This is a genomic window from Pseudomonas sp. FeN3W, assembly GCA_030263805.2.
In the GTDB taxonomy this organism is placed as follows: Bacteria; Pseudomonadota; Gammaproteobacteria; order Pseudomonadales; family Pseudomonadaceae; genus Stutzerimonas; species Stutzerimonas stutzeri_G.
In genome coordinates this window covers 408,500-430,674 of sequence record CP136010.1, presented here as the reverse complement: position 1 = coordinate 430,674, position 22,175 = coordinate 408,500, and the positions used below count along the sequence as shown (strand labels likewise).

General features: G+C 56.2%; 22 protein-coding genes. 12 read left to right on the top strand and 10 right to left on the bottom strand.

What is annotated here, in order from left to right:
* Positions 1-25: 25 nt before the first annotated feature.
* Positions 26-1,414, bottom strand: coding sequence for an oxygen-independent coproporphyrinogen III oxidase (gene hemN / locus P5704_001895; protein WOF79282.1), 1,389 nt, complete (start codon positions 1,412-1,414; stop codon positions 26-28).
* 219 nt (positions 1,415-1,633) lie between these two features.
* Positions 1,634-3,256 (bottom strand): methyl-accepting chemotaxis protein, encoded by a 1,623-nt coding sequence (locus tag P5704_001890; GenBank protein ID WOF79281.1) that lies wholly within the window; start codon positions 3,254-3,256, stop codon positions 1,634-1,636.
* Between the two features lie 604 nt (positions 3,257-3,860).
* Here P5704_001890 and galU point away from each other — a divergent pair.
* Positions 3,861-4,700 (top strand): UTP--glucose-1-phosphate uridylyltransferase GalU, encoded by an 840-nt coding sequence (gene galU, locus P5704_001885; GenBank protein ID WOF79280.1) that lies wholly within the window; start codon positions 3,861-3,863, stop codon positions 4,698-4,700.
* A 49-nt stretch (positions 4,701-4,749) separates the two neighbouring features.
* Here galU and P5704_001880 read toward each other — a convergent pair whose 3' ends face one another.
* Positions 4,750-5,172, bottom strand: coding sequence for a VOC family protein (locus P5704_001880; GenBank protein ID WOF79279.1), 423 nt, complete (start codon positions 5,170-5,172; stop codon positions 4,750-4,752).
* A 71-nt stretch (positions 5,173-5,243) separates the two neighbouring features.
* On the opposite strand from P5704_001880, the gene gorA reads away from it, so the two are divergent.
* Positions 5,244-6,602 (top strand): glutathione-disulfide reductase, encoded by a 1,359-nt coding sequence (gene gorA / locus P5704_001875; GenBank protein ID WOF79278.1) that lies wholly within the window; start codon positions 5,244-5,246, stop codon positions 6,600-6,602.
* A gap of 40 nt (positions 6,603-6,642) precedes the next feature.
* On the opposite strand, the gene P5704_001870 is transcribed toward gorA, so the two are convergent.
* Positions 6,643-7,149: a copper chaperone PCu(A)C gene (locus P5704_001870; GenBank protein WOF79277.1), complete on the bottom strand. Its 507-nt coding sequence runs from the start codon at positions 7,147-7,149 to the stop codon at positions 6,643-6,645.
* A 418-nt stretch (positions 7,150-7,567) separates the two neighbouring features.
* The gene (locus P5704_001865; GenBank protein WOF81324.1) at positions 7,568-7,801 is read right to left on the bottom strand and encodes a hypothetical protein; all 234 of its coding nucleotides are present in this window, start codon (positions 7,799-7,801) and stop codon (positions 7,568-7,570) included.
* Here P5704_001865 and P5704_001860 point away from each other — a divergent pair.
* The 3 genes from P5704_001860 (at position 7,730) to P5704_001850 (ending at position 11,591) form a co-directional block, all read left to right on the top strand.
* Complete coding sequence (locus P5704_001860) at positions 7,730-8,893, top strand: sialidase family protein (GenBank protein WOF79276.1); 1,164 nt, start codon at positions 7,730-7,732, stop codon at positions 8,891-8,893. The two genes, P5704_001865 and P5704_001860, sit on opposite strands and share 72 nt — an antisense overlap.
* The gene (locus P5704_001855) at positions 8,893-9,480 is read left to right on the top strand and encodes a hypothetical protein (GenBank protein ID WOF79275.1); all 588 of its coding nucleotides are present in this window, start codon (positions 8,893-8,895) and stop codon (positions 9,478-9,480) included. Before P5704_001860 ends, P5704_001855 begins: the two co-directional genes overlap by 1 nt.
* 74 nt (positions 9,481-9,554) lie before the next feature.
* Entirely contained in the window at positions 9,555-11,591 is a 2,037-nt protein-coding gene (locus P5704_001850; protein ID WOF79274.1) for an LTA synthase family protein, read from the top strand.
* Positions 11,592-11,662: 71 nt separating this feature from the next.
* On the opposite strand, the gene P5704_001845 is transcribed toward P5704_001850, so the two are convergent.
* Entirely contained in the window at positions 11,663-12,049 is a 387-nt protein-coding gene (locus tag P5704_001845; protein WOF79273.1) for a diacylglycerol kinase, read from the bottom strand.
* A gap of 960 nt (positions 12,050-13,009) precedes the next feature.
* Between P5704_001845 and P5704_001840 the strand changes: the two genes are divergently transcribed.
* Positions 13,010-14,302, top strand: coding sequence for a site-specific integrase (locus P5704_001840; GenBank protein WOF79272.1), 1,293 nt, complete (start codon positions 13,010-13,012; stop codon positions 14,300-14,302).
* A gap of 144 nt (positions 14,303-14,446) precedes the next feature.
* Here P5704_001840 and P5704_001835 read toward each other — a convergent pair whose 3' ends face one another.
* Positions 14,447-14,662 carry a helix-turn-helix transcriptional regulator gene (locus P5704_001835; GenBank protein ID WOF79271.1) on the bottom strand — a complete coding sequence of 72 codons (216 nt, stop codon included), beginning with the start codon at positions 14,660-14,662 and terminating at the stop codon, positions 14,447-14,449.
* 165 nt (positions 14,663-14,827) lie between these two features.
* Here P5704_001835 and P5704_001830 point away from each other — a divergent pair, with 165 nt between their 5' ends.
* From P5704_001830 to P5704_001820, 3 genes are read left to right on the top strand one after another with little or no spacing between them, the layout of a single operon-like run.
* Positions 14,828-15,265, top strand: a complete 438-nt coding sequence (locus tag P5704_001830; protein ID WOF79270.1) for a hypothetical protein — start codon at positions 14,828-14,830, stop codon at positions 15,263-15,265.
* Between the two features lie 25 nt (positions 15,266-15,290).
* Positions 15,291-15,659, top strand: coding sequence for a hypothetical protein (locus P5704_001825; protein WOF79269.1), 369 nt, complete (start codon positions 15,291-15,293; stop codon positions 15,657-15,659).
* Between the two features lie 31 nt (positions 15,660-15,690).
* Complete coding sequence (locus P5704_001820; protein ID WOF79268.1) at positions 15,691-16,122, top strand: hypothetical protein; 432 nt, start codon at positions 15,691-15,693, stop codon at positions 16,120-16,122.
* Between the two features lie 154 nt (positions 16,123-16,276).
* Here P5704_001820 and P5704_001815 read toward each other — a convergent pair.
* Positions 16,277-17,430 (bottom strand): IS3 family transposase gene (locus tag P5704_001815; protein ID WOF79267.1). Its coding sequence is split into 2 segments (ribosomal slippage): positions 16,277-17,184 and positions 17,184-17,430, totalling 1,155 coding nucleotides; the frame shifts between segments, so codons are not numbered across the junction.
* Positions 17,431-17,596: 166 nt separating this feature from the next.
* Between P5704_001815 and P5704_001810 the strand changes: the two genes are divergently transcribed.
* Entirely contained in the window at positions 17,597-17,968 is a 372-nt protein-coding gene (locus P5704_001810; protein WOF79266.1) for a hypothetical protein, read from the top strand.
* Positions 17,969-18,763: 795 nt separating this feature from the next.
* Entirely contained in the window at positions 18,764-19,120 is a 357-nt protein-coding gene (locus tag P5704_001805) for a histone-like nucleoid-structuring protein, MvaT/MvaU family (GenBank protein ID WOF79265.1), read from the top strand.
* 53 nt (positions 19,121-19,173) lie between these two features.
* On the opposite strand, the gene P5704_001800 is transcribed toward P5704_001805, so the two are convergent.
* Positions 19,174-19,575 carry a transcriptional regulator gene (locus P5704_001800; protein WOF79264.1) on the bottom strand — a complete coding sequence of 134 codons (402 nt, stop codon included), beginning with the start codon at positions 19,573-19,575 and terminating at the stop codon, positions 19,174-19,176.
* Between the two features lie 226 nt (positions 19,576-19,801).
* Between P5704_001800 and P5704_001795 the strand changes: the two genes are divergently transcribed.
* Positions 19,802-21,289 carry a hypothetical protein gene (locus tag P5704_001795; protein ID WOF79263.1) on the top strand — a complete coding sequence of 496 codons (1,488 nt, stop codon included), beginning with the start codon at positions 19,802-19,804 and terminating at the stop codon, positions 21,287-21,289.
* Here P5704_001795 and P5704_001790 read toward each other — a convergent pair.
* Positions 21,281-21,994: a reverse transcriptase family protein gene (locus P5704_001790; protein WOF79262.1), complete on the bottom strand. Its 714-nt coding sequence runs from the start codon at positions 21,992-21,994 to the stop codon at positions 21,281-21,283. The genes P5704_001795 and P5704_001790 overlap by 9 nt on opposite strands.
* Positions 21,995-22,175: the final 181 nt, after the last annotated feature.

Here is a 22,175-nt window from a genome sequence, read left to right as displayed (position 1 = left end):
GCCCGCTGTGAAGCCGCTAGCGCGGTCAGACCGTGCGCGAAAAACGCCCGCGTTGCTCGCCGCCGAGGTAGGCATCGAAGGCCATGGCGACATTGCGCATCATCAGCTGCCCTTGCGGCAACAGGATCAGCGCATCGTCGTGCAGCTCGACCAGGCCATCGGCAACCGGTTCGGCGAGCTTCGCCAGCGAATCGGCGAAGTATTCCCGGAAATCGATGCCATGTTTCTGTTCGATCTGGTGGTAGTCGACGCGACTGTGGCACATCAGCGACACGATGACGTCACGGCGCAGGCAGTCATCGTCGCTCAGCTTGTACCCGCGCTGCACCGGCAGCATGCCTTCGTTGAGGCGTGCGTAATACTGCGAGAGTTCCTTGACGTTCTGGCTGTAGCTGTCGGCGACCTTGCCGATGGAGGAAATGCCCAGCCCGATCAGGTCGCAATCGGCGTGGGTCGAGTAACCCTGGAAGTTGCGCTGCAGCGTGCCATTGGCGCGGGCCAGGGCCAGTTCGTCATCGGGCAGCGAGAAGTGATCCATGCCGATATAGATGTAGCCGGCGGCGGTAAGGCGCTGGATGGTCAGCTCCAGCAGCTCGAGCTTGCGCTCCGGCGGCGGCATGTCCTCGGGGCGGATCAGCTTCTGCGCTCTCACCAACTCCGGCAGATGCGCATAGCTGTAAGCGGCGATGCGGTCCGGGCGAATATCGATGATCTTGTCCAGTGTGGTGTTGAAGCTGGCGACCGTCTGCAGCGGCAGGCCATAGATCAGGTCGACGCTGATGGACTTGAACTGCGCGTCGCGGGCAGCCTGAACCAGCTCGCGGGTCTGTTCTTCGGTCTGGATGCGGTTGACGGCGATCTGCACCTGCTCATCGAAATCCTGCACACCGAAGCTCAGGCGGTTGAAGCCCAGCTTGCGCAGACCGTGGATCTGCTCGGGCGTAACGGTGCGCGGGTCGACTTCCAGCGAGAACTCGTGGCTGTCGCTGTCATCCATATTGAAGGCCTGATGCAGGCTCGCCATCAGGTCGGCCAGCTGTTCGCTGGTGAAGTAGGTGGGTGTGCCACCGCCAAGGTGTAGCTGCGTGAGCTTGCGCGAACGATCGAACAGTTCGCCCTGCATGGCGATTTCGCGCTTGAGGTACTCGAGGTACTCGACGGCGCGTTCGGTCTTGTGGGTGATGATCTTGTTGCAGGCGCAGTAGTAGCAAAGGCTCTTGCAGAACGGAATGTGGATGTACACCGATAGCGGCTTGGGCGTCTGTGCCTGATTGCTGCGTGCAGCGGCGGCACGGTAATCATCCTGGGCGAAGGCCTGGTGGAACTGTGGGGCCGTGGGGTAGGAGGTGTAGCGCGGACCTGGACGGTCGTATTTCTCGACCAGAGCGCGGTCGAAGCTCGGCAGTTGGTCCATGTTCGTTTACCTAAGGTTGAATTCGGAGTCGGGCGCGGAACGCGGTATCACCCTCGGGTGTGTCCGGCTCAGGCAGGTCATGGGCGCGAATTATGGACGATTCGGCCCGGTGCGCCGACTGTCTCAGATCAAGAATAGCGCCCCGGCGGCACTCCGAACCGCACCATTGGACGATTCGAAAGGCGCCCGGGCGCGGCCGGGAAGGCCGCGCCGCAGTGGTCAGAGCTTGAACTGGCCGACCAGGCGGTTCAGCTCGGTTGCCAGGCGCACCAGTTCGTCGCTGATCTGCGAGGTCTGGGATGCGTCAGCCGAAGTGGTGTCTGCAATACGGCTGATGGTCGTGATGTTGCGATTGATCTCTTCGGCAACCGCGCTCTGCTGTTCGGCGGCCGTGGCGATCTGGGTGTTCATCTCGTTGATGGTGCCCACCTCGTCGGCGATCACGCCCAGGCTTTGCGCAGCTTTCTCGACGCATTGCGAACCCGAGCGAGCACGCAGTTGCGCTTCGCTCATCGCCTGCACTGCATTGCGAACGCCGCTTTGCAGTTGCTCGATCATGGTCTGGATTTCTTCGGTGGATTTCTGCGTGCGCGAGGCAAGAGTGCGTACCTCATCGGCCACCACCGCAAAGCCGCGGCCCTGTTCGCCGGCGCGTGCCGCCTCGATGGCGGCGTTCAGCGCCAGCAGGTTGGTTTGCTCGGCGATGCCATTGATCACGCCGAGCACCATGTCGATGCTGGCACTGTCGCTCTCGACCCGCTGGATGACCTGGGCGGCTTTCTCGATCTCGGCGATCAGCACCTCGATACCGTCCAGCGCCTCGGTGGCGACTTTCACACCGGCCTTGGATTCGTTGTCAGCGCCGGTCGACGCGGTGGCGGTCTGGCTGGCGTTGCGTGCCACTTCCTGCACGGTCGCGCTCATCTCGTTCATTGCCGAGGCGACCATATCGGTCTCGCTGCGTTGCTCGTTGACGGCGGCCAGGGTCTTCTCGGCGACATGGGATACCCGCTCGGAGACATCACTGAGCTGATGGGTAACGCCCGCGACGGCCTCCAGGCTATGGCGGAACTTGCCGATCATGCGGTTGAAGGCATCGCCCATCGCACCGATTTCGTCTTTCGCCCCCACCTCGACGCTGCGGCTGAGGTCTTCGTTCTCGGCCATGCTATTCATGGTGTGGCGCATGGCAGTGATGCGGCGGATGATCACGTGGCGCACGGTCAGGCACATGACCACCACGCCGATGAACAGCAGCAGCAACTGAATCCCGCCGCTGATCATGATATTGCGGTCGACTTCCTGGTCCAGCGCCTTGAGGTCATAACTGATGCGTACAGCGCCCATTACCGCGTTCTCGCCGACCTGGTGGCAGGTCAGGCAGTTGGTGCCGCGGTAGTCAGAGTGGGCGAGGATGGGATTGATGACCGTCAGTACGCGGCCGCCGTTCTGTTTGTTGACCTCGATGATTTCTTCACCGCTCAGCGCGCGGCGATCCAACGCGTCGGCGGGAGCCTGGTGATCATAGCCCGGGCCGAACACCTTGGTGATTTCTTCCCCGCGGATGATGCGGGCATCGATGACGCCCGGGCGCGCGAGGATCTTGTTCCGCAGCACCTCTCGCTGAGCCATGGTGCCGGTCAGCATCATGGTGTTGATGCTATCGAAATAGGAGTCGGCAGCATCCTTGGTCTGCTGCTCGACGACCTGGAGCACGAGCCGCTTCTCCGTGCTGGCAGAGAAGAACAACGAGGCAGACATGATCGCCACCAGGACCAGCACCAGGGCCAGGTTGATCTTGGTCTGCACGGACATTTGTCGAGAGGCGGAGCTGTTGTTCATGGTTTTCCTTAGTACTACTGCCACGCGGGGTCAGCTGCCATTGCGCACTGCTGCTCTGCGGATACTTGCGGCGCAGCATTGAACAGGCGGTCACCTGCTGATATCGGCGTGCTGTGCGAATTCTTGAAATCAGCCGCGATTGATGGCCATGCGCCATTATTGGGCGGCGCTATGGTATTGCTTTTCGGCACAAGAAAAGTGCTTCGGGCGACCGACAACAGTGCAATTGCACATTTCCCTGACTCAGGTCATGGATCGTTCAGCTCACTTTCGGTGCGACATGCGACAAAGGTGTAATGATCATCGGCTATGGATACTTGCGTAGCGCGTCCTGTTTTTTCGACATCACTGGCACGCTAAAAAACACCGACAGACGGCTTTACAGAGCGCCCCGGCCGCCATTAGCGTGGCGACCCGCCGGAGCCGCAAAACCAGTGTCTCCGAAGGGCAGGCACATAATCTGCATCGACCGTGGAGGTCGCAGCGAACCCCGCTGCAAAACGATGGTCGTAGGCTCTACGCCGGCATGGCCGGGCAACACCGCAAGGCAGCTGCTGTTCTTGATGGCAGTGCATCGACTGGAACCTTTACTTCAAGGACTCACATGATCAAGAAATGCCTTTTTCCCGCTGCCGGATATGGCACACGTTTTCTTCCTGCAACCAAAGCCATGCCCAAGGAAATGCTGCCGGTGGTGAACAAACCCCTGATTCAGTACGGGGTTGAAGAGGCACTGGCGGCTGGGTTGAACCAGGTTGCGATCGTCACTGGACGTGGCAAGCGCTCGCTGGAAGACCACTTCGACATCAGCTACGAGCTGGAGCACCAGATTCGCAACACCGACAAGGAAAAGTACCTGGTCGGTATTCGCCGCCTGATCGACGAATGCAGTTTCTCCTACACCCGCCAGGTTGAGATGAAGGGCCTAGGGCATGCGATTCTCAGCGGGCGCCCGCTGATCGGTGACGAGCCGTTCGCCGTGGTCCTGGCCGACGACCTGTGCATCAACCTCGATGGCGATCCCGTGCTGGCGCAGATGGTCAAGCTCTACAACCAGTTCCGCTGCTCGATCGTTGCCATTCAGGAAGTGCCGCCGGAAGAGACCAGCAAGTACGGTGTGATCGCCGGCGAGATGATCCGCGACGACATCTACCGCGTCAGCCACATGGTCGAGAAGCCCAAGCCGGAAGATGCGCCGTCCAACATGGCGATCATCGGCCGCTACATCCTGACTCCGGACATCTTCGAGCTGATCGAGCAGACCGAGCCGGGCAAGGGCGGTGAAATCCAGATCACCGACGCACTGATGCGCCAGGCTCAGGACGGTTGCGTACTGGCGTACAAGTTCAAGGGACAGCGCTTCGATTGCGGTAGCGCCGAGGGTTATATCGAGGCGACCAACTTCTGCTACGAAAACTTCTACCTGACCGGTAAGGCGTTCTGAAGCAATTGGGCCACCTCAGGGTGGCCCAGTCATTTCCGGGTCTTGCTTTTCAAGGCTCCGGCATATCCTCGGCCCCCGGTCCAAGCGGCTGCCCGTAGCTGAATTCGACATAGTTGCCTGCCGGATCGCGCAAACCGCAGTAGTAGCCCACCGGGTAGGGTTCGTCGCGCGGCTCCCATATCAGACAGCCTTCCCTGCGCGCCAGGTCGGCGACCGTATCCACTTCCTCTCGACTGTCCAGCGCAAAGCCGAAATGGCTGTAGTCGTCCACCGACAGCGATCGATCCTTGCCGCCCGGCATCATCACGAAGATGAATTCGCGCTCCTTTCCGGGCTCCGCCATCCAGACGATGCGTGAGCCCTTTCCAGGGCGCTCGTGAAACACGTGCATGCCGCAGAAGCGCGCATAGAACGCGATACAGGCGTCCAGATCGGGTACGTGCAGAGCCAGGTGGGTGAGGGTAGGGCGCATGCGGCACTCCTTCGGTGATTCAGGCCGAAAGCCTGGGTTATGCTGTTCGCTACAGAAGGAGACAACATTACATGGCTTACGACTTCGATCTATTCGTCATCGGTGCAGGTTCTGGTGGTGTACGTGCAGCGCGCTTCGCTGCAGGCTTCGGCGCGAAGGTGGCGGTTGCGGAAAGCCGTTATCTGGGCGGCACCTGTGTCAACGTCGGTTGTGTACCGAAGAAGCTGCTGGTCTATGGCGCGCACTACGCCGAAGACATTGGCCAGGCACAGGGCTACGGCTGGACCATCGACGGCGCGACCTTCGACTGGAAGACCCTGATTGCCAACAAGGACCGGGAAATCCAGCGACTGAACGGCATCTACCGCAGCATCCTGGTGGATAGCGGCGTAACCCTGCTGCAAGCGCATGCGCGCCTGGTCGATGCCCATACCGTCGAAGTCGAGGGCAAGCAGTACACGGCCGAGCACATCCTGATCGCTACTGGCGGCTGGCCCCACGTGCCGGCGATTCCGGGGCGTGAGCACGCCATCACGTCCAATGAAGCGTTCTACCTCGAATCCTTGCCGCGACGTGTGCTGGTGGTCGGTGGTGGCTATATCGCCGTCGAATTCGCCTCGATCTTCCATGGCTGTGGTGCCGATACCAAGCTGCTCTATCGCGGTGAATTGTTCCTGCGCGGTTTCGATGGCTCGCTCCGCGATCACCTGAAGGACGAGATGATCAAGAAGGGCGTGGATCTGCAGTTCAACGCCGACATCGTGCATATCGACAAGCAGGCCGATGGCAGCCTGCTCGCGACGCTGGAAGACGGCCGCACGCTGGAAGCGGACTGCATCTTCTACGCGACAGGCCGCCGTCCGATGCTGGACAACCTGGGGTTGGAACAGGTCGGCGTCGCGCTGGATGCCCGAGGTTTCATCGCCGTGGACGACGAATACCGCACCTCGGTGTCTTCGATTCTGGCGATCGGCGACGTAATCGGTCGCGTGCAGCTGACACCCGTCGCCCTCGCCGAAGGCATGGCCGTGGCGCGGCGTCTGTTCAAGCCGGAGCAGTATCGCAAGGTCGACTACACGAGCATCCCGACCGCGGTGTTCAGCCTGCCGAATATGGCAACTGTCGGGCTGACCGAAGAAGAGGCGCGCGAGCAGGGCTACAAGGTCACGATCTTCGAAAGCCGCTTCCGGCCGATGAAACTGACCATGACCGATAGCCTCGAGCGCAGCCTGATGAAGCTGGTGGTGGATGCTGACACCGACCGTGTGCTCGGCTGCCATATGGCGGGACCGGACGCCGGCGAGATCATGCAAGGGCTGGGCGTGGCGCTGAAGGCCGGAGCCACCAAGCAGATGTTCGACGACACGCTGGGCATACACCCGACGGCCGCCGAAGAGTTCGTCACCATGCGCACACCGGCGGCGATCTGAAGGCGCACTGGCGGCCGCCTGGAGCGGCACGCCAGATCACTCAGTGATGATGCCCTGACGCGGCAGCACCGGCAGTCGGGGCGTCTACTTCAATGCTCACCTCGGTGGTGATCTCGCCGCCGTCCTCGAATTGCAGCGTCACCGGGAAGCTCTCCCCAGCCACCAGCGGCTGCTTGAGCCCGAACATCATCACGTGATTGCCGCCCGGCTTGAACTCCACCTTGCCGGCTGCGGGCACGTCGACCGCCTCGACCTGCTGCATCTTCATCATGTCGCCCTGATGCACATGGGTGTGCAGCTCGGTCTTTTCGGCACGTGAGGTCTGCGCACCGATCAGGCGCTGCGGCTGCTGACCGCGATTTTCCAGTACGAAGTACACCGCGCCAGTCGGAGCGCTGGGCGGCATCGCCCGCGACCATGCCTGGCTGACAGCCAGCTCACTCGTCGCCGCTTGTGTCGCGGCCTGATGGTCGTGATGGTGCTCCTGCGCAAGGGCAGGCAAGCAGAGTGCCGCAAAAGTACCAGCGGCCAGTAAGCGAAGCAGCATGAGAGAACTCCCGTTCTGTTGAGATGCGCCATATTACGCCGCTGGCCCGGCAGCGGTACGTATGGGTGGTCGAGTTACCGGTCGGCCATGGCCCGCGCGCCGCACGATGGAGAGGAGGGTGCAGCAATTTGCCACAGGTGTGTTTGTGACACTATATTGCGACGCCTGTCCTTGCAGCCATCGAGGTTTTCTGTAGCACCTGGTTTTTCTGAGCGAAGCGTTTATCAAGCGCGGCTGATCGACTTCTTGCACCAAGTGATGCTTCGACCCTGGTACTCCTCCACGATCGGCGGCCGCTCAGAAAAGCTCGATAGTCCCGGCCATCAGAAGTCGGGCAAACCGATCAGTAGACTTTCTTTCACGCCCCGACGGTTTTTGGGCATACGAGCTTGTCGTTTCTTGCAAAGCGCAGGACGCGTCACGTGTTTATACGGACATGATTTATATGAGTTCTGGAAAGTTCTGATTTCTTCCTACCTGCCTGTCTGTCGTCGCTCTTGCTGCTATTTTCACTACCGCCTGGTGGCTTCACCCTGAACGAGCGGTTGCCGGATTCGCCGTAGCTGCCAGCCCCCATGCGTTGCCGCTTGCCAGCAAGGGTGCGTTCTACAGCACGCGCTTCGCATCCTCCGATCTCGACGAATTCGTGCATGCGTCTTCGGTGACGTCGTTGCCGGATGGCGGCTTGATGGCCGTATGGTTTGCCGGCTCACGCGAGGGGGCTGCGGATGTTCAGGTGCGCGGCGCGCGATTCGACGCGATTGCGGCGGAGTGGGGCGAGGAACTGGTCCTGGCAACTCGCGAGTCGACCCAGAAGGCGACCCAGAAGCACATACGCAAACTGGGTAATCCGGTCATTGCGCTGGCTCCCGACAACAGGCTGTGGCTGTTCTACGTATCGGTATCGGTCGGTGGCTGGGCTGGCAGCGCCATCAACGCCATGTACTCGGATGATCTGGGGCAAACCTGGTCGCCCCCCAGACAGCTGATCACCACCCCCTTCCTGAACATCAGCACGCTGGTGCGTAATGCCCCGGTATTCCATCAGGACGGCACCATAGGATTGCCCGTCTACCACGAGTTCCTCGGCAAGTTCGCCGAGTATCTGTACATCAGCCCGAACGGCGAGGTGATCGGTAAAAGTCGAATCAGCAAAGGCAATGATTCACTGCAGCCGACAGTGGTGCCGATGGACGAGCGACACGCCGTTGCCATGCTGCGCTATGCAGGTGCCAGCCATCATCGCGTGCTCGCCAGCCGCACCGCGGATGCCGGCAGAACCTGGAGCGAGCCTTATCCGATCGACCCGGCCAACCCCAATTCCGCGCTCGCCGCGGTGGCCACGCCCAATCATGGCCTGTTGGTTGCCCTGAATGATCTGGAGGACGGACGTTTCCGTCTTCGCCTGATGGAGACGGACTCCAGCCTCGATCTCTGGAAGCCGGTGATCGACCTGGACGAATCCCCTGATCCGGAGGGCAACCCGTTCACGCCTGAGGTGTATCGGGAAATCATCGGCGACAAGTTCCGCCTTTCCAGCGGGCCACGGCGGCTATCGCTGGTGGACGAGTTTCTTACAAACCTGGATCAACGCGTCTGCAAGACCCATGGCTGCGATTTCGAGTACGAATATCCCTACTTCATCAGGAGCTCCGATGGTCTCTACCACTTGGTCTATTCCTGGAACAACACCTTCATCAAGCACGTCAGCTTCAATGATGCCTGGCTACTGGAGCAGCTCTGATGCCTGAACTCTGGCAAGCGCATCTGACCTTCGGCTTACTCGCCTACATCGTCACGCCCGGCTTTGGCCTCGGGCGAGGGTTTCAGGGGCTTCGCTTTATTCTCCTGCTGGGGATCAGCTTCATTCCCGTGGACGGTCTGTCAGTGGCTGCCTACATGCGTAGCTTTACCGATGACGTGGCCATCACGACGCTGGTGGCGCTGGCATTTTTCGCGGCGGTGCGCTTGGGCCTGATGGCGATGCCGCCGCACAGCGCACGCGTGCAATCGTTGATCGTGATGGCGGGGCTGGCGCTTTTTCTCTACCCGGCGACGATGGGCCTGTCCTATCTGGATCCCTATCAGCTCGGTTACGCACCACGCCCGCTGATCGCGGTGGTGGGCGTGCTTGCCCTGGGATTGCTGCTGCTCAGGAACTGGCTGGGGGCGTCCATGCTCGGCCTTGCCACCTTGGCGTTCAGCCTGGGGATCAAGCCTTCGCCCAATTACTGGGACTACCTGCTAGACCCCTTCATCGCCTTGTTCAGCTGCGGGGCGTTGCTCGTCTATGCCTGCAAGGCTCTCGTGCGTAAGCCAATGCCGGCGTGACGAAAATTACTCCAGCCGACCTGTGATGGCTCGGCTGCGCTATTTGACGGTTCGATAGATTCGAGGTTGGGACAATGGGTTGGCTTCAGTCGCGGCGCCTGCATTACTGGTTCGGTGCAGTCGGGATTCTGTTCATTGCGCTCGCAGCATTGCGCGGGATTTTCTTCGTCGGTTTCTCCGGACTGGAGCCCAGCGCGCTCGGTACGATCGATGCCGTACCCGAAACGCTCGGAATCGGCCTGCGTTTCGACCTTCGCCTGGCGATCCTCTTGATGTTGCCGATCGCGCTGTTGGCGTGGTTGCCGGCATGCAACCTGACCCGATCGCACGTCCTGCGCTGGGTGGCGCGGTTCTATCTGGCTCTGGCGCTTGGTGCAGTGCTGCTGGTCTACATCATCGACTTCGGCCACTACGCCTACCTCGGGGTGCGTATCAACGCCACCGTGTTGCGTTTTACGGAGGATGCGCAGATATCCACCGATATGGTCTGGCAGACCTATCCGGTGGTCTGGATCACCCTTGGCTGGGCGGCGGCAACCGCTCTGGTCTGGTGGCTGCTGCTGCGCTTCGAGCGGGTCACGCTGGATCGTCCGGCAAAGCGCATCAGCCGGCTTTCGCTGCTCTGGGGAAGCGCGCTGATGGTGGTGGCGGTTTTCGTCGCCATCCTCGGGCGCGTCGACAATATCAACCTGGAGAACCCCGTGCCGCTGCGCTGGAGTGATGCGTTCTTCTCGGGCGACAACCAGATCGCAGCCCTCGGCCTGAATCCGGTGATCTTCCTCTACGACACGCTGAAGGTGCCCAACCAGCCTTACGACCGGGAACAGGTCGAAGCCCATTACGATGTTGTCAGCCATTACCTGGGCGTCGACCAGCCTGATTCGAGATCGCTGAATTTCAGCCGGGAGCAGGGCGTTCAACCCTATGCAATTGACGGAAAGCGGCCGAACGTCGTCTTCGTCATGCTCGAGTCCCTGGGAACCACCGCGGTGGGCGCCTATGGCAATCCACTCAATCCAACCCCCAATATCGATCGGCTGGCCAAGCAGAGCTGGTTTTTCAAGAACTTCTACGTTCCCGTGACCGGCACAGCGAAGACTGTGTGGGCGAGCATATCCGGTGTACCGGACGTTTCCCGGCAGGAAACCGCGACGCGCAATCCGCTGATCACCCGTCAGCACAGCCTGATCAACGCGCTGCAGGGCTACGACAAGTACTACATGATCGGCGGCAATTCCGGCTGGGCCAATATGAATGCCCTGATCCGCCAGAGCATCGACGACATCCAGCTGTATGAAGAGCGCCACTGGAACTCTCCGATGGTGGATGTGTGGGGAATCTCCGATCTTGACCTGTTCAAGGAAAGTGACCGGCTGCTGCGAGAGCAGGGGGAGGGCAAGCCCTTCTTCGCCTATATCCAAACGGCGGGCAATCATCGTCCGTTCACCATACCCAAGCAGAACGATGGCTTCGAAGCCCTCGATCTGCCCTTGGAAAAGGCACAGGGCGCTGGTTCCCGTAGCGTGGCGCAGTACAACGCGGTCCGGCTTCTGGACTTCAACATCGGGCGCCTGATGGAAATTGCGAAGGAAGGCGGCTGGTACGACAACACCATCTTCGTCATGTTTGGCGATCACAACACGCGCATCGCCCAGATTCCGCACATGCTGCCGGCATACGAAAAGCTGGGGCTCGAGAGCAATAACGTTCCGCTGTTGATCCATGCGCCCAAGCTGCTGGAGCCTCGAGTGATCGAAGAGGCCGTGGGTCTGGCCGATCTGCTACCGACCGTACTGGGCATGGCCGGCATGGAGTTTCGCAACGGTGCGATGGGACGCGACATCCAGCAGCCGGCTCCTGAAGGGGAGCGCGTGGTTCCGCTCGTACTGCGCGAAGGTACGTTCCCGCTGATTGGTGGCGTGACCAAGGATTTTCTTCTGCAGATGCAGCACAACGGCAGCCAGCCGACCCTGCACGAAATAGCATCACCGGAGCCTCTGGTCGACGTAGCCGACCGGTATCCCGAGGAATTTCAGCGGCTTGTCGCCCTGACACGGGGACTACACGAAGCATCGCGGCTGATGCTCTATCAGAATGTCAGGAAAGACTGAGCTCAAGGGCTATTCATGGTCGCTTGTCCGCGTGCCGTCTGACACAGCACGCGGATGGGCGGAGCGCACGCTCAATAGAGAATCATCGCCCAGGTGACCGCTACCATCACCAGCGATAGGAGTTGCGCGGCGCTGCCCATGTCCTTGGCATTCTTGGAAAGCGGGTGCAACTCGAGCGAGATTCGGTCGATTGCCGCCTCTATCGCGGAATTGACGAGCTCGACCACCAGTGTCAGCAACGGCACGATCACCAGTAACAAGCGTTCTGTTCGGCTGACGTCGAGCGTGAACGCCAGTGGTATCAGAACCGCATTGAGCAGCAGCAACTGTCTAAAAGCAGCTTCGCCAACAATCGCCGCACGGATACCAGCAATGGAGTATCCCAGCGCCCTCAGGATTCGCTTGGGACCTGATTGCCTCTTGAGCGATTGCGCGTTGAGTTCTTCGATGCTGCTCATTTTCAACTTCCTGGCTGAATTGCGGCGAGTATAGGCATCCCGCGGTGGTAAACACGTGCTGATCGTTGGCTAAGGGAAATGATCAGAAGAGAGCGCGATGGCAAGCAACGTCTCATCACCACAGATGTTATTTAACATAATATATATTATGCGAATGCCGAGCATGTTCGTAGCTGTTGCGTTGGACTCGTCTTCATGGCACGTTCATGTGGGTGTCGCCTAATTAGCGGAATTTGCTGCTTCCTAAAAATTCTTTTCTTTATCAGAGACTTAGCATTCCAGAGCTTAGGGCTGTTTCACTCTGGAATTGGCCTCCCTTAACTGTTGCTGGCTGCGCTAAACCATTGATCTGTCAGCAGTTACTGGTGGTCAATGCCGGCGATCAAGCCGGATCCCATTCCTCCTGAGTTCTGACGCTTAATTCCGCCGCCTAAGGGTGGAATTTATGCTTTTCAACGACACCACGAGTCCTTACCGTACGGTTAAACCGGGGCAATCTGACCCCGTATAGCTCTCACTGCTACCGATATGCTGCTGATTTATCGAGCTTTTTACTCTGCCAGTGTTGCCGGCTAACGTCGGGAAGTACGCCAAAATGCTAAAGAACCGCCTAAAAACCCCCTATACGATAACGTTCCGCACGTTTTCCACCCCACATCGCGCATCGCACATTGCATAGGCGTCACGCAACCTAATGATCTATATATGGTTTTCTGGATCGTTTCCGAGCGACATCTAGAAAATCGCCAGATTTTTAACTGTTAAAAAATCTGGGCGTTAACTTTTAAAAAGTGGAATCGTCGTCTTTTGCCGCCAAGGATCATGACTAGCCGCTCTCCTGTCGGCGGGCTGGTATTGCAATATCCGATAACAGCCAGACCCGGATATTGCAGAAGTGCTCTGAAAGAGTCACTCTAGCCACCTCCAGCCTAGATTTCCCGTTCGGATCATTAACGAAGTATGTCCCAGTGCCCACAGCCGCTTTTCGAGACCTTTGAGCGATTTCATGGACTCAACTTTCTACACCTGCATAATGAGCTGCCCGTGGTGCGCGACTTCCTTTTGGGTTTTCCTCAGGAGCTGCAGGCCACTGACGGATATATGGCAGTCAGAGGTTTTCTAAAGTCCTACGCAGGCAACGAAGCCACGTTCAACTCTTATCGAACGCACGCCGAGCGGCTCCTCTTGTGGTCACTTTTATTGGCCGGTAAGCCGCTTCTGGCTTTAAGGCGCCGCGATGCCGAGGCCTTCATGGACTTCTGTCTCAACCCACCTACTGACTGGGTGGGCCCGGTAGTTAAATCACGTTTTTTACGTGTAGGCGGCAGGAAGCCGCTGGAAACGGACAGTTTTATGATCAACCAAGACTGGCGTCCGTTCACCTTTACCATCGCTAAGCGTGAGCGAAAAATCGCGGCGGAATCGGCGGCTCCCCTTCCCTCCCGAATCTATCGGATGTCCCAGGGCTCCGTTGGTCAGGTCTTTGCTGTTTGTGGCAGCTTTTTCCAACACGCCATCGATGAGGGACTGACTGAGGTAAACCCGTTTCGAGCAGTGAAGCAAAAATCGATTTACAAGCAACGCAATACGGTTGATGTCGCTTCCCGGTCGTTGACCCAGCTGCAATGGAGCTACGTGATCGAAACCGCTGAGCTGATGGCTGCGGAGAATGCACTGTATGAGCGGACGTTGTTTATTGTTGCCACCTTGTTTTCTATGTACCTGCGGGTCTCCGACCTAGTCGGACGCGATAATTGGGCGCCTACGATGGGCGATATTCGTCGCGACAGCATGGGTAACTGGTGGTTTCATGTGGTGGGCAAAGGCAATAAAGCTGCGAAAATCAGCGTCCGTGACGACTACATTCACACCTATCTGGTGCGATACCGTGCACACCTAGGGCTTCCTCCCCTGCCCTCTGCTCATGAGAACACTCCTCTAATTGGCTCACTAAAAGGTCGAGCTGGGCTTTCTGACCGCCACATTCGACTGCTGTTACAGGAGCTGTTTGATCGTTCGTTGAGCCGCATGTCTATAGAAGGCTGGAGTGACGACGAGATTGATCAGCTGCGCTCGGCGTCGTTGCATTGGTTGCGCCATACCTCCGCCACTTTCGATGCACGGCACCGTGACATGAAGGATCTCCAGGCCGACCTTCGACACAACAGCATGAGTACCACCCAGAATACTTATTACAACTCGCTGGATGAGCAACGCGCTCACTCCGTGAAGGGGCTAAAAGTAAAACAATAGCCCCAAAGTCTTCTCGAGCCCGCTCTCAATAGCCAAGACAGTTCAATCAGGCTGAGCGGCTAAGCCCCTTCCGTCCCGCCTCTGGGCAAATCTCTGATTTTTAACGCTATCACCAGAAATAGATTTGTCACTCACACGCCAGTCTCACCCGGCCTCGGGTGTTTCAATCTCTTTGCACTCCTGGGCAATTTGTTTCAAAAGTCTTTCTGGAGCTACCCCTTCGTAGCTACTGAACGAGTCGAGTAGCACTGTTAGAGGATGCACTCCCATAACCTCAGCAATCTCTATCATCTTCTCGATGGTCACACCTTTAAGCCCTCGTTCGAGCATAGAGATGTGCGCTCGACTGCTGATTGACATGAACGTTTCCTGGCTCAGCCCGCGAGCTTTACGGATTTTCCGTAGGCTCGTGCCTAGCGCTTGCCTGTAATTCATCCTGTTTTCCCGTTGCACAAAAACAACGATGGAGCCAGAATGCGCCCTATGGCACTACGTCCTATAGGACGCATTTCAGAGGATTGATCTATGTTCAAAACACACGAGAGCGCCTATTACAACCTGGCGCCCGTGTTCGGGCCCGACCATCACCACTGGAGGCTCGTTGAGCGCGAAATCTCGAGTCCGTGGCTTCACGCAACGGTGAAGGTGACAGAGGGCGGCATTGAATACACAAAGACCGTCATGCCCAATGACCTGACTACTTTCCTTGAAATGGCCAACTTGAAAACGCCTGATGCACGCATCGGCGAGCTTCAGTTGATGAGTCCTGCGTGGATGAATGGAGCGAATAGGTGGCTCCTTGAACCTATCAGACAAATTGACATAGCCAGATCAGCAGATGACGAGCTCATCCATATCTACGTGACACAGGAAGGTAAGAGCTATTACGACCCTTCTCGGACGCCGGCTGAAGTTCTTGAGCTGACGAACCAGCAAACCGTGTATTACATCGACCTCAGCTGACGCACGTCCTATGTTGAGAACGATCTTGATTCCAGAGACCAGCCGGTCAATCTCGCCTTATGCAAAACGACAGCTGGCCTATGCCTTGAAGGCTAACTATCCGGTTCCGGTGACGGGCTTTCTGGTAGATGCGTTTGTGATTGCTAACGCCGCTGTTGGGATCAGCTATCAACATGCCCGTAGGGAAAGTACGGGTCGGTTTGCCGACGGCCATCTCATACGAACATCGGACATCGTCGAACTGCGCCATAGCGATGGCCGCTGGTTCATCAAGACCGTTAATTCACTTTACGTCGTGGTTACCTTAAAGCGCCACGTAGGACTCCCCTCGCTTATGGCACTTCAGCGCTTGATGAAGTCGAGCATTGTTATGACATCCAGACAGCTTCACTAGATGCCGTGAAAATTACTGCGAGCAATACAGCATGAAGCTCCAATTCTTGGACATCAGTGGAAATCAAAAAGCACTCGAAATCGCCGATTTTCTATGGGGTAAAGCGCCCGCTATCAACGGCACGGATTTGAGTCGAGCCGAAATTCTGCACGAGCTACACCGGCGAAATACCAAGAAGCAGTACTGCCTGGTCAAGGACTGGACTCTCGTCGAGTTAGAAATGTCCGATGAAGCGCGTCAGCAAATTGAAACTGATGGATTCGTAGCTCGGCTTATCCACGCTAATGAAGTAGTCGAAGACTCAGCTGGACGTTTTCCACCGGGCTATTGGGTGAGGAGCTCCCTGCAGCAGAAGTATGATGGCGATGGCTTTTTCGAGACCAGGAGCACCATCTACGTCCTGCTTGGCGTTGGTCGCCACAAGAAAGTGCGCGATGACATTGTCTATAGCATTCGCCCGTAAACCGGAGGCAATGCATGAGCGACACGAATAGGACTGCGGTTTGCCACGACTCAGGTGATGGTAGCGGCGACTTGATCGTGGAGATTCCTCCAGAGGTACTTGAGGCAATGGAATTGCGCATTGGAGACAAGCTAAACCTCGAGCTTGTCGGGTTCTACCCCATTTCCACGGACGGTTTGAAAAGGGCTGAAAACTTCAGATCTTGCCGGGCGACTCTACGACGCATTCGTGGGTTATGAAACCGCTCGATGTAGTCGAATAAATCCGCCCGTGCTTCATCACGAGTTCGATACGACTGATGGGCAACGCGCTCCCGTTTGAGCTGACCGAAGAAGCCTTCGCAGGCAGCGTTGTCGCCGCAATGCCCGACTGCACTCATGCTGCAGACCAGCGTGTTGCGATTCAGAAAGCGCTGGTAGTCAGCACTGGTGAATTGGCTGCCGCGATCCGAATGCAGGATCACTGACCAGTCACCCTGGCGCTGCCAGATCGCCATCTCCACCGCTCGAATCACCATCTGCCGATCCTGACGGTGATGCATCGACCAACCGATCACCAGCTTGCTGTACAAGTCGAGCACCACGCATAGGAAGAGTTTGCCTTCCAGTGTGGCTATTTCCGTGATGTCCGTGACCCACTTGCGCTCCGGTTCCTGCGCAGTGAAATCGCGCTCCAGCAGGTTTTTCACGCCTGCTGGACGCCCGCTGGCGACTCTTCCAAAGCCACGCCTCTTGCGGCGTGGCCAACCTTGAATTCGCTCAGCCGCCATCAGGCGAGCAACGCGGTTCAGGCTGACGGTTTCGCCCTCGTCGAGCAGATCCTCGTGCATCCGGGGCGCTCCGATCACACCACGGCTGTCCTCGTGAATCTCCCGAATGCGCCTTACCAGGCGTGCATTCTCTTGAGTTCGCGGGCTTGGATCACGATCCTGCCAGGCGTAATAGCCACTGGCAGAAACCTTCAGGCAACGGCACATCAGACGTACCGGGTACTCGTTGCGGCAGCGCTGGATCACCGTGTACCGCTCGATGATTCCCTGGCAAAGTACGCTGCCGCGTCTCTTAAAAAATCACGTTCCTTGGTCACCCGGGCCAACTCACGCTTGAGGCGGGCCAGCTCCTCATCTCGCGGACTACCGGTTCCGGGAAAGGCCTTTTCTGTGCCTGGTTGTGCTTCTCGAACCCAGCGTGTGAGCAGGTTCGGAGCTACACCAATCTCCAGGGCCACTTGTCGACAGCTCGCCCCTGAACGACGAACCAACTCGATGGCTTCCCGCTTGAATTCAGGACTGTATTTCTTGCGCTTCATGAACACTCCTTCAGCTCGGTATGAGCTTACTCGAAAGTGTCCGTGCTAACGGGGTAGAACCCACTACAGCTCTATCACATGGCGGTGCTGCCAAACGATCGCCACCTTTTCCGACACGATCTTCGACGCGAGTTGGAATTTTCCAGAAACGATCTCCGAGAATCGCGTGACCACGGCACACGACGGTATTTTCTTGGTGAGGAAGGAGCACGTCGGTCTGTACGTCGAGGCATTCCAACCCCAGTGCCTACGCGACAGCGTCAGATCAGGCAATGAGTTCGAGCTCGACTACCTCAATTTTGGCGTATCGAAAGGCCAGACCTTCAGCCGCGTGTTGATCTATCCGACCGGCCCCATCGGCAAGTTCATCAGCAAGGGAGAATTCCTCAAGCCTCTCTCCGCCGCTGACTTCTATGTGGCGGTTACAAGGGCCGAGCAAAGCGTAGCGATCATCCTGGACAAGCCGGGAGCTTCGACACTTCCATATTGGTTGCCATCGGATGGCCAATCGAACAGCGCCAACTCGGGGTCGGCATAAAATATTCGATTTGCGGCAGGCTAGCCCACCTACCTATTCGTATATCCCAGATTGGCTTGAGCTGATCGAGGCCGGACGTCCACGGGCTGCACTCCGCGCCATTGTTTTCGTTCACTACACTGCGCGATTGAAAACCGTGGCAAGGACGAACGAATATACACGCACACAAAAAGAGCAGCTCTCGGAGAGCTGCTCTTCGATTCTATTCTCCCCTTTTATGCTTATGGGGCTTTAGGTCTGGATGATCCTTTTGCTTCTCGGGCGTGACTCTCTGTCTCTTGTCCGGAGTACCATCTTCATTTTTTCTTTTAGGGCCCGGCTTTATACCCATGGTCGATTTCCTCTATCGATTGACTTGTTAAACCCCTGCTTTTTAATTACCCGAGTCGCTTGCCGTTGTCAAACAGGTAGCGATCAATTGTGTGAAGGCCGATCTTGTATACATTAGGAATGTCAATCGCCGGCCTAGCCACGCTTGAAGACCGGTTTTTGCCTTTTGACGGCCAGAGGAGAGCTGATCCATTAAAAGCGCGAATCACCCTTGAGCTTAGAACTTATATGACATTCCACCTCAGGCAGCAGGCTGTCGTTCTTAGGCCACCTCCAGCCGAAAAATAGCGTCTCCACACCGCTACCCCTTTTCAAGTCAATCAGCTCTAGCGAGCAGGCAGTCAAGGCTGTCGGAGACGTTGCCTTTATGACAAGCCGGAATAGAAATAATGAGATGCAGTTACTTCGCGTCTTGTCTATTATGTATTCAACCCTATACCACTTAATCGAGACTCAGGATCCGCCATGTCAATCATTGCCGAGTACAAAGCTCTAGAAGCCCAAATCGCTGAGCAGCAAAAGCGCCTGGAAGCTCTCAAAGGCGACGAAAAGCTACAAAAAGAAATCGAGTTTGAAACCAAGCTGCGCAATCTCTTGGCTGACTATGGCTACTCCTTGCGTAACGTGATCGCCGTGCTCGATCCAAAGGCTGGAAAAATTTTTGAGGCGCCTGTTAAAGGCCCACGTCGTGAGCGCACGCTAAAGCGCTACAAGAACCCGGAAACTGGCGAGGTTGTCGAGACTAAGGGAGGCAACCATAAGGTGCTGAAGGCTTGGAAAGAGCAGTACGGTTCCGAGAAAGTCGAAAGCTGGCTGCAATAACCGGTCAGGTTACGTGGGAGGGTCGCATTAGCGGCCCTTTTCCTATTAGGGTCTTACAAAAAGACGTCTGCGGAGACACGATAACGATCCGAAAGCGCCCGGATGTGGTGCACATTCAATTGGCGCTTACCAGCAAGCACCTCAGAAATGACTGACTGGGTAGCGACCTCTGGTACATCTCCCTGACGCAGGCCATGTTCCCTCATCAGGTAACGCAGCACTTCTACCCCGCCTGCTTTCGGCAACGGCCGACGAAGCTCGTCGTAGGCTTCAATCATGTCCCCGACACATGACGCAATGCTAGCCAAAGGGTGATCCTCATCGTCGCCGACCAAGCCTAGCAACTCATCCAAGGCCTCGATCAGAGCATCATAGTCGTCCTCGCTCGTTGGCTTGCTCAGCACTAGGGCAACGTAACGCCAGTGCTCGCAGGCCTGCTTGATCAGTTCAGACATGGTTGCTCGCTCCTCTTGCTGCACTCAGTATGATCCAGAACATGCTGACTACAAAAATTTTGCTACCCGCACGGGACGATAGCTTCCATACGCAGCCTCTTATCGCTAATGTCAAATTCTAGGTCTCACCCATCGTGAATTTAGCCGTTATGACGGCAAGACCGGTGCAACGATTTATAGATTGGGCGCAAAACTATTCGCGCTCAGTTCGACAAATGGATCAATGATGTCTCAATCAACCGAGTTAACCGGCGGCGCTGGGTTTGTATACGAAAGCCACGTTGCCGCATACTTCCTATCCGCTCTTCTCGCAGAAAGCGTCAGACTTCCTTTGCAAAGCAGAATCAGAAGTGTTGCGCTTCAGCAGGCTGCGATGGGTGCCCCCCTCGATGACATTGTCATCGAGCTTGATACCCCCACAAAAATGAAAGCGCATTTTCAGGTAAAGCGAAGCCTTACTATATCTTCTGCAGATTCAAATAAGGACTTTGCAAATATCATTACGAACTCCTGGAAAACCTACATTGCATCAATAAACAACAATCGCCACGACATTTATGGCGCACTTACAGACGATATATCGTCTTCATCTCTGAGGGTTGCGCAATCTGTTTGTGAGAACGCACGAAGTAGTGAAAGCAGTGAAGCATTCTGGGCCCTTCAAGCTGCAGCAAGCGCAAGCCATCAAAGTTTCATTAAAATTCTGAGATGTATTTTTGACAGTGCACAGATCCAAGCCACTCCGCTAGACCTATATGGATTTTTAAAGGGGTTCCATATAGAGTCCTTGAGAATCATGATACCATCCTCTCCTTCGGCGTCTGCTGCAATAAACGAGCTTAGGTTAGTACTCCAAGCAGAACATCGCGCGACGGATCTCTGGGAATCTCTTAAAGGAATTGCGAGGGAGGGGGCGGGGCAAGGCGCCACTTTTAATAAACGCTCACTGTTGCATAAATTGAATCTGTTTGCATTCAAAAACAGCTCGACTCAGCCTCAGAAGGCGGAGCCAGAAACAAAAAAACGGCTTGTCGCAGCATCTCACGCCACACCTATGAGCTGCGCCCTCGCCGTGTCTCATATGGGCATCGAGTTCACCGATGTCGCACTAACTGTATTGATGTTGACCGACACACCAGTCGAGCTAGCAAGAGCCATAAAGTCCTGGAAGGAGCGTATATCTAGAAGCGCATTGATTCCCGCTTCGAACAAAATCGAAATCACTCAAAAAAGGCTAAGCGAAATGCTTTTGCAACCAGCTTTGGCCAATTTTTTACTTCATGATTTCGCGGTAGCCGATTTTTATGCCTATATATATTATGCGAGAAGTAATGAGCTTACGGAGTGGAATGAGCGCAAGTATGAATTAGAGCTTAAGGCAGTGCCCCTATTCCACAGACTGAGCAATAAGAACAATTCCATCGTTGAAATTTACACTGCTCTGCCACGCGCAAATCAGCTTTTGGAGGACGCTATAACTCTTGTCTCAGCGAACTATCATCGCGAGGTAAAGGCTCCTTCGCTAAAGTCTTGTTCAGAGAATACGCTCTTAATTCTTGAGCTAGCGGATGCGATAGCTCAAATCACTGCTGGCTTCATTGCTGGTGACCAAATCGCGGCCAGCCAGATTGGCTATATAAAAACCAGGATCAGATATGCTGAAAATGTTGTCACCAAAGAAAAACATCTACGGGATTGCAATCCTCTAGCATGATTTATTCAACACCTTCCATAGTTTAGTGGCGAAATCAGGCTCAATAGAGTGCGCATAAGCTATCATCCCTCTCATTTGAGCAATCGAAGGAGCGACCGAGCTCACCCCTTTGCTTCTATTAAAATGTTCCTCGCCATACTTTGCAGCGTAGTAAACTGCAAGCCTTAACTTTCTTTTTAGTTGCTTTGGAAGGCGCGGCTTCTCTATATCTACCACAGATAGGCCCGTGACAAACTGTCTTGCACCGCGACGCTGGGTATAACAACCGCTAAGACGCAACCTGAATCCATGATCGTTCACAATCTGAGCTACGATGTTGATATCTGGCACTTGCTCGCCAGATATTGTCATGTTATCGGCGTAACGACTATAAACCCCGCCATGTGCTTTTGCTAAATCTAGCATTGCTTGATCGAGGCTCTTGCAAACTAAATTCGAAATGATCGGACTACAGCGTGTTCCTTGGCGTAAAGTTCCGTCAATGGTGCACACCCTAGCAAGCAATTCAGCAACATCAGGTTCTGCGCCAAGAATAAAGAACGCAGTCTTAACCTGCTGCTCTGTTATGTCATTGAAAAAATCTTTTATGTCCGCATGAAGTATCAACTTCTTTCGAAGGTGTAGCTCAGCATTTGTCAAAGCTGAACGCTTCTTGATGAACCCCTGAACGTGCGCGCCGAAGCTCGCACTATTTGCTACCAACATCGCGACAGATCGATGGAGCTGGGCTAGCCAGTTGTGTCGAGCCTTATATACTTCCCTTACTTCCCCCCTCCGATTTCTTCCGCGCTTTGGTATTTCAAGCTTCTCATAATAAGTCTCTTGAGCGCTCGAAGTTGCATACTCACTTATTTTGCTGAGCCTTACACCTACCGCTTGAGCTAGT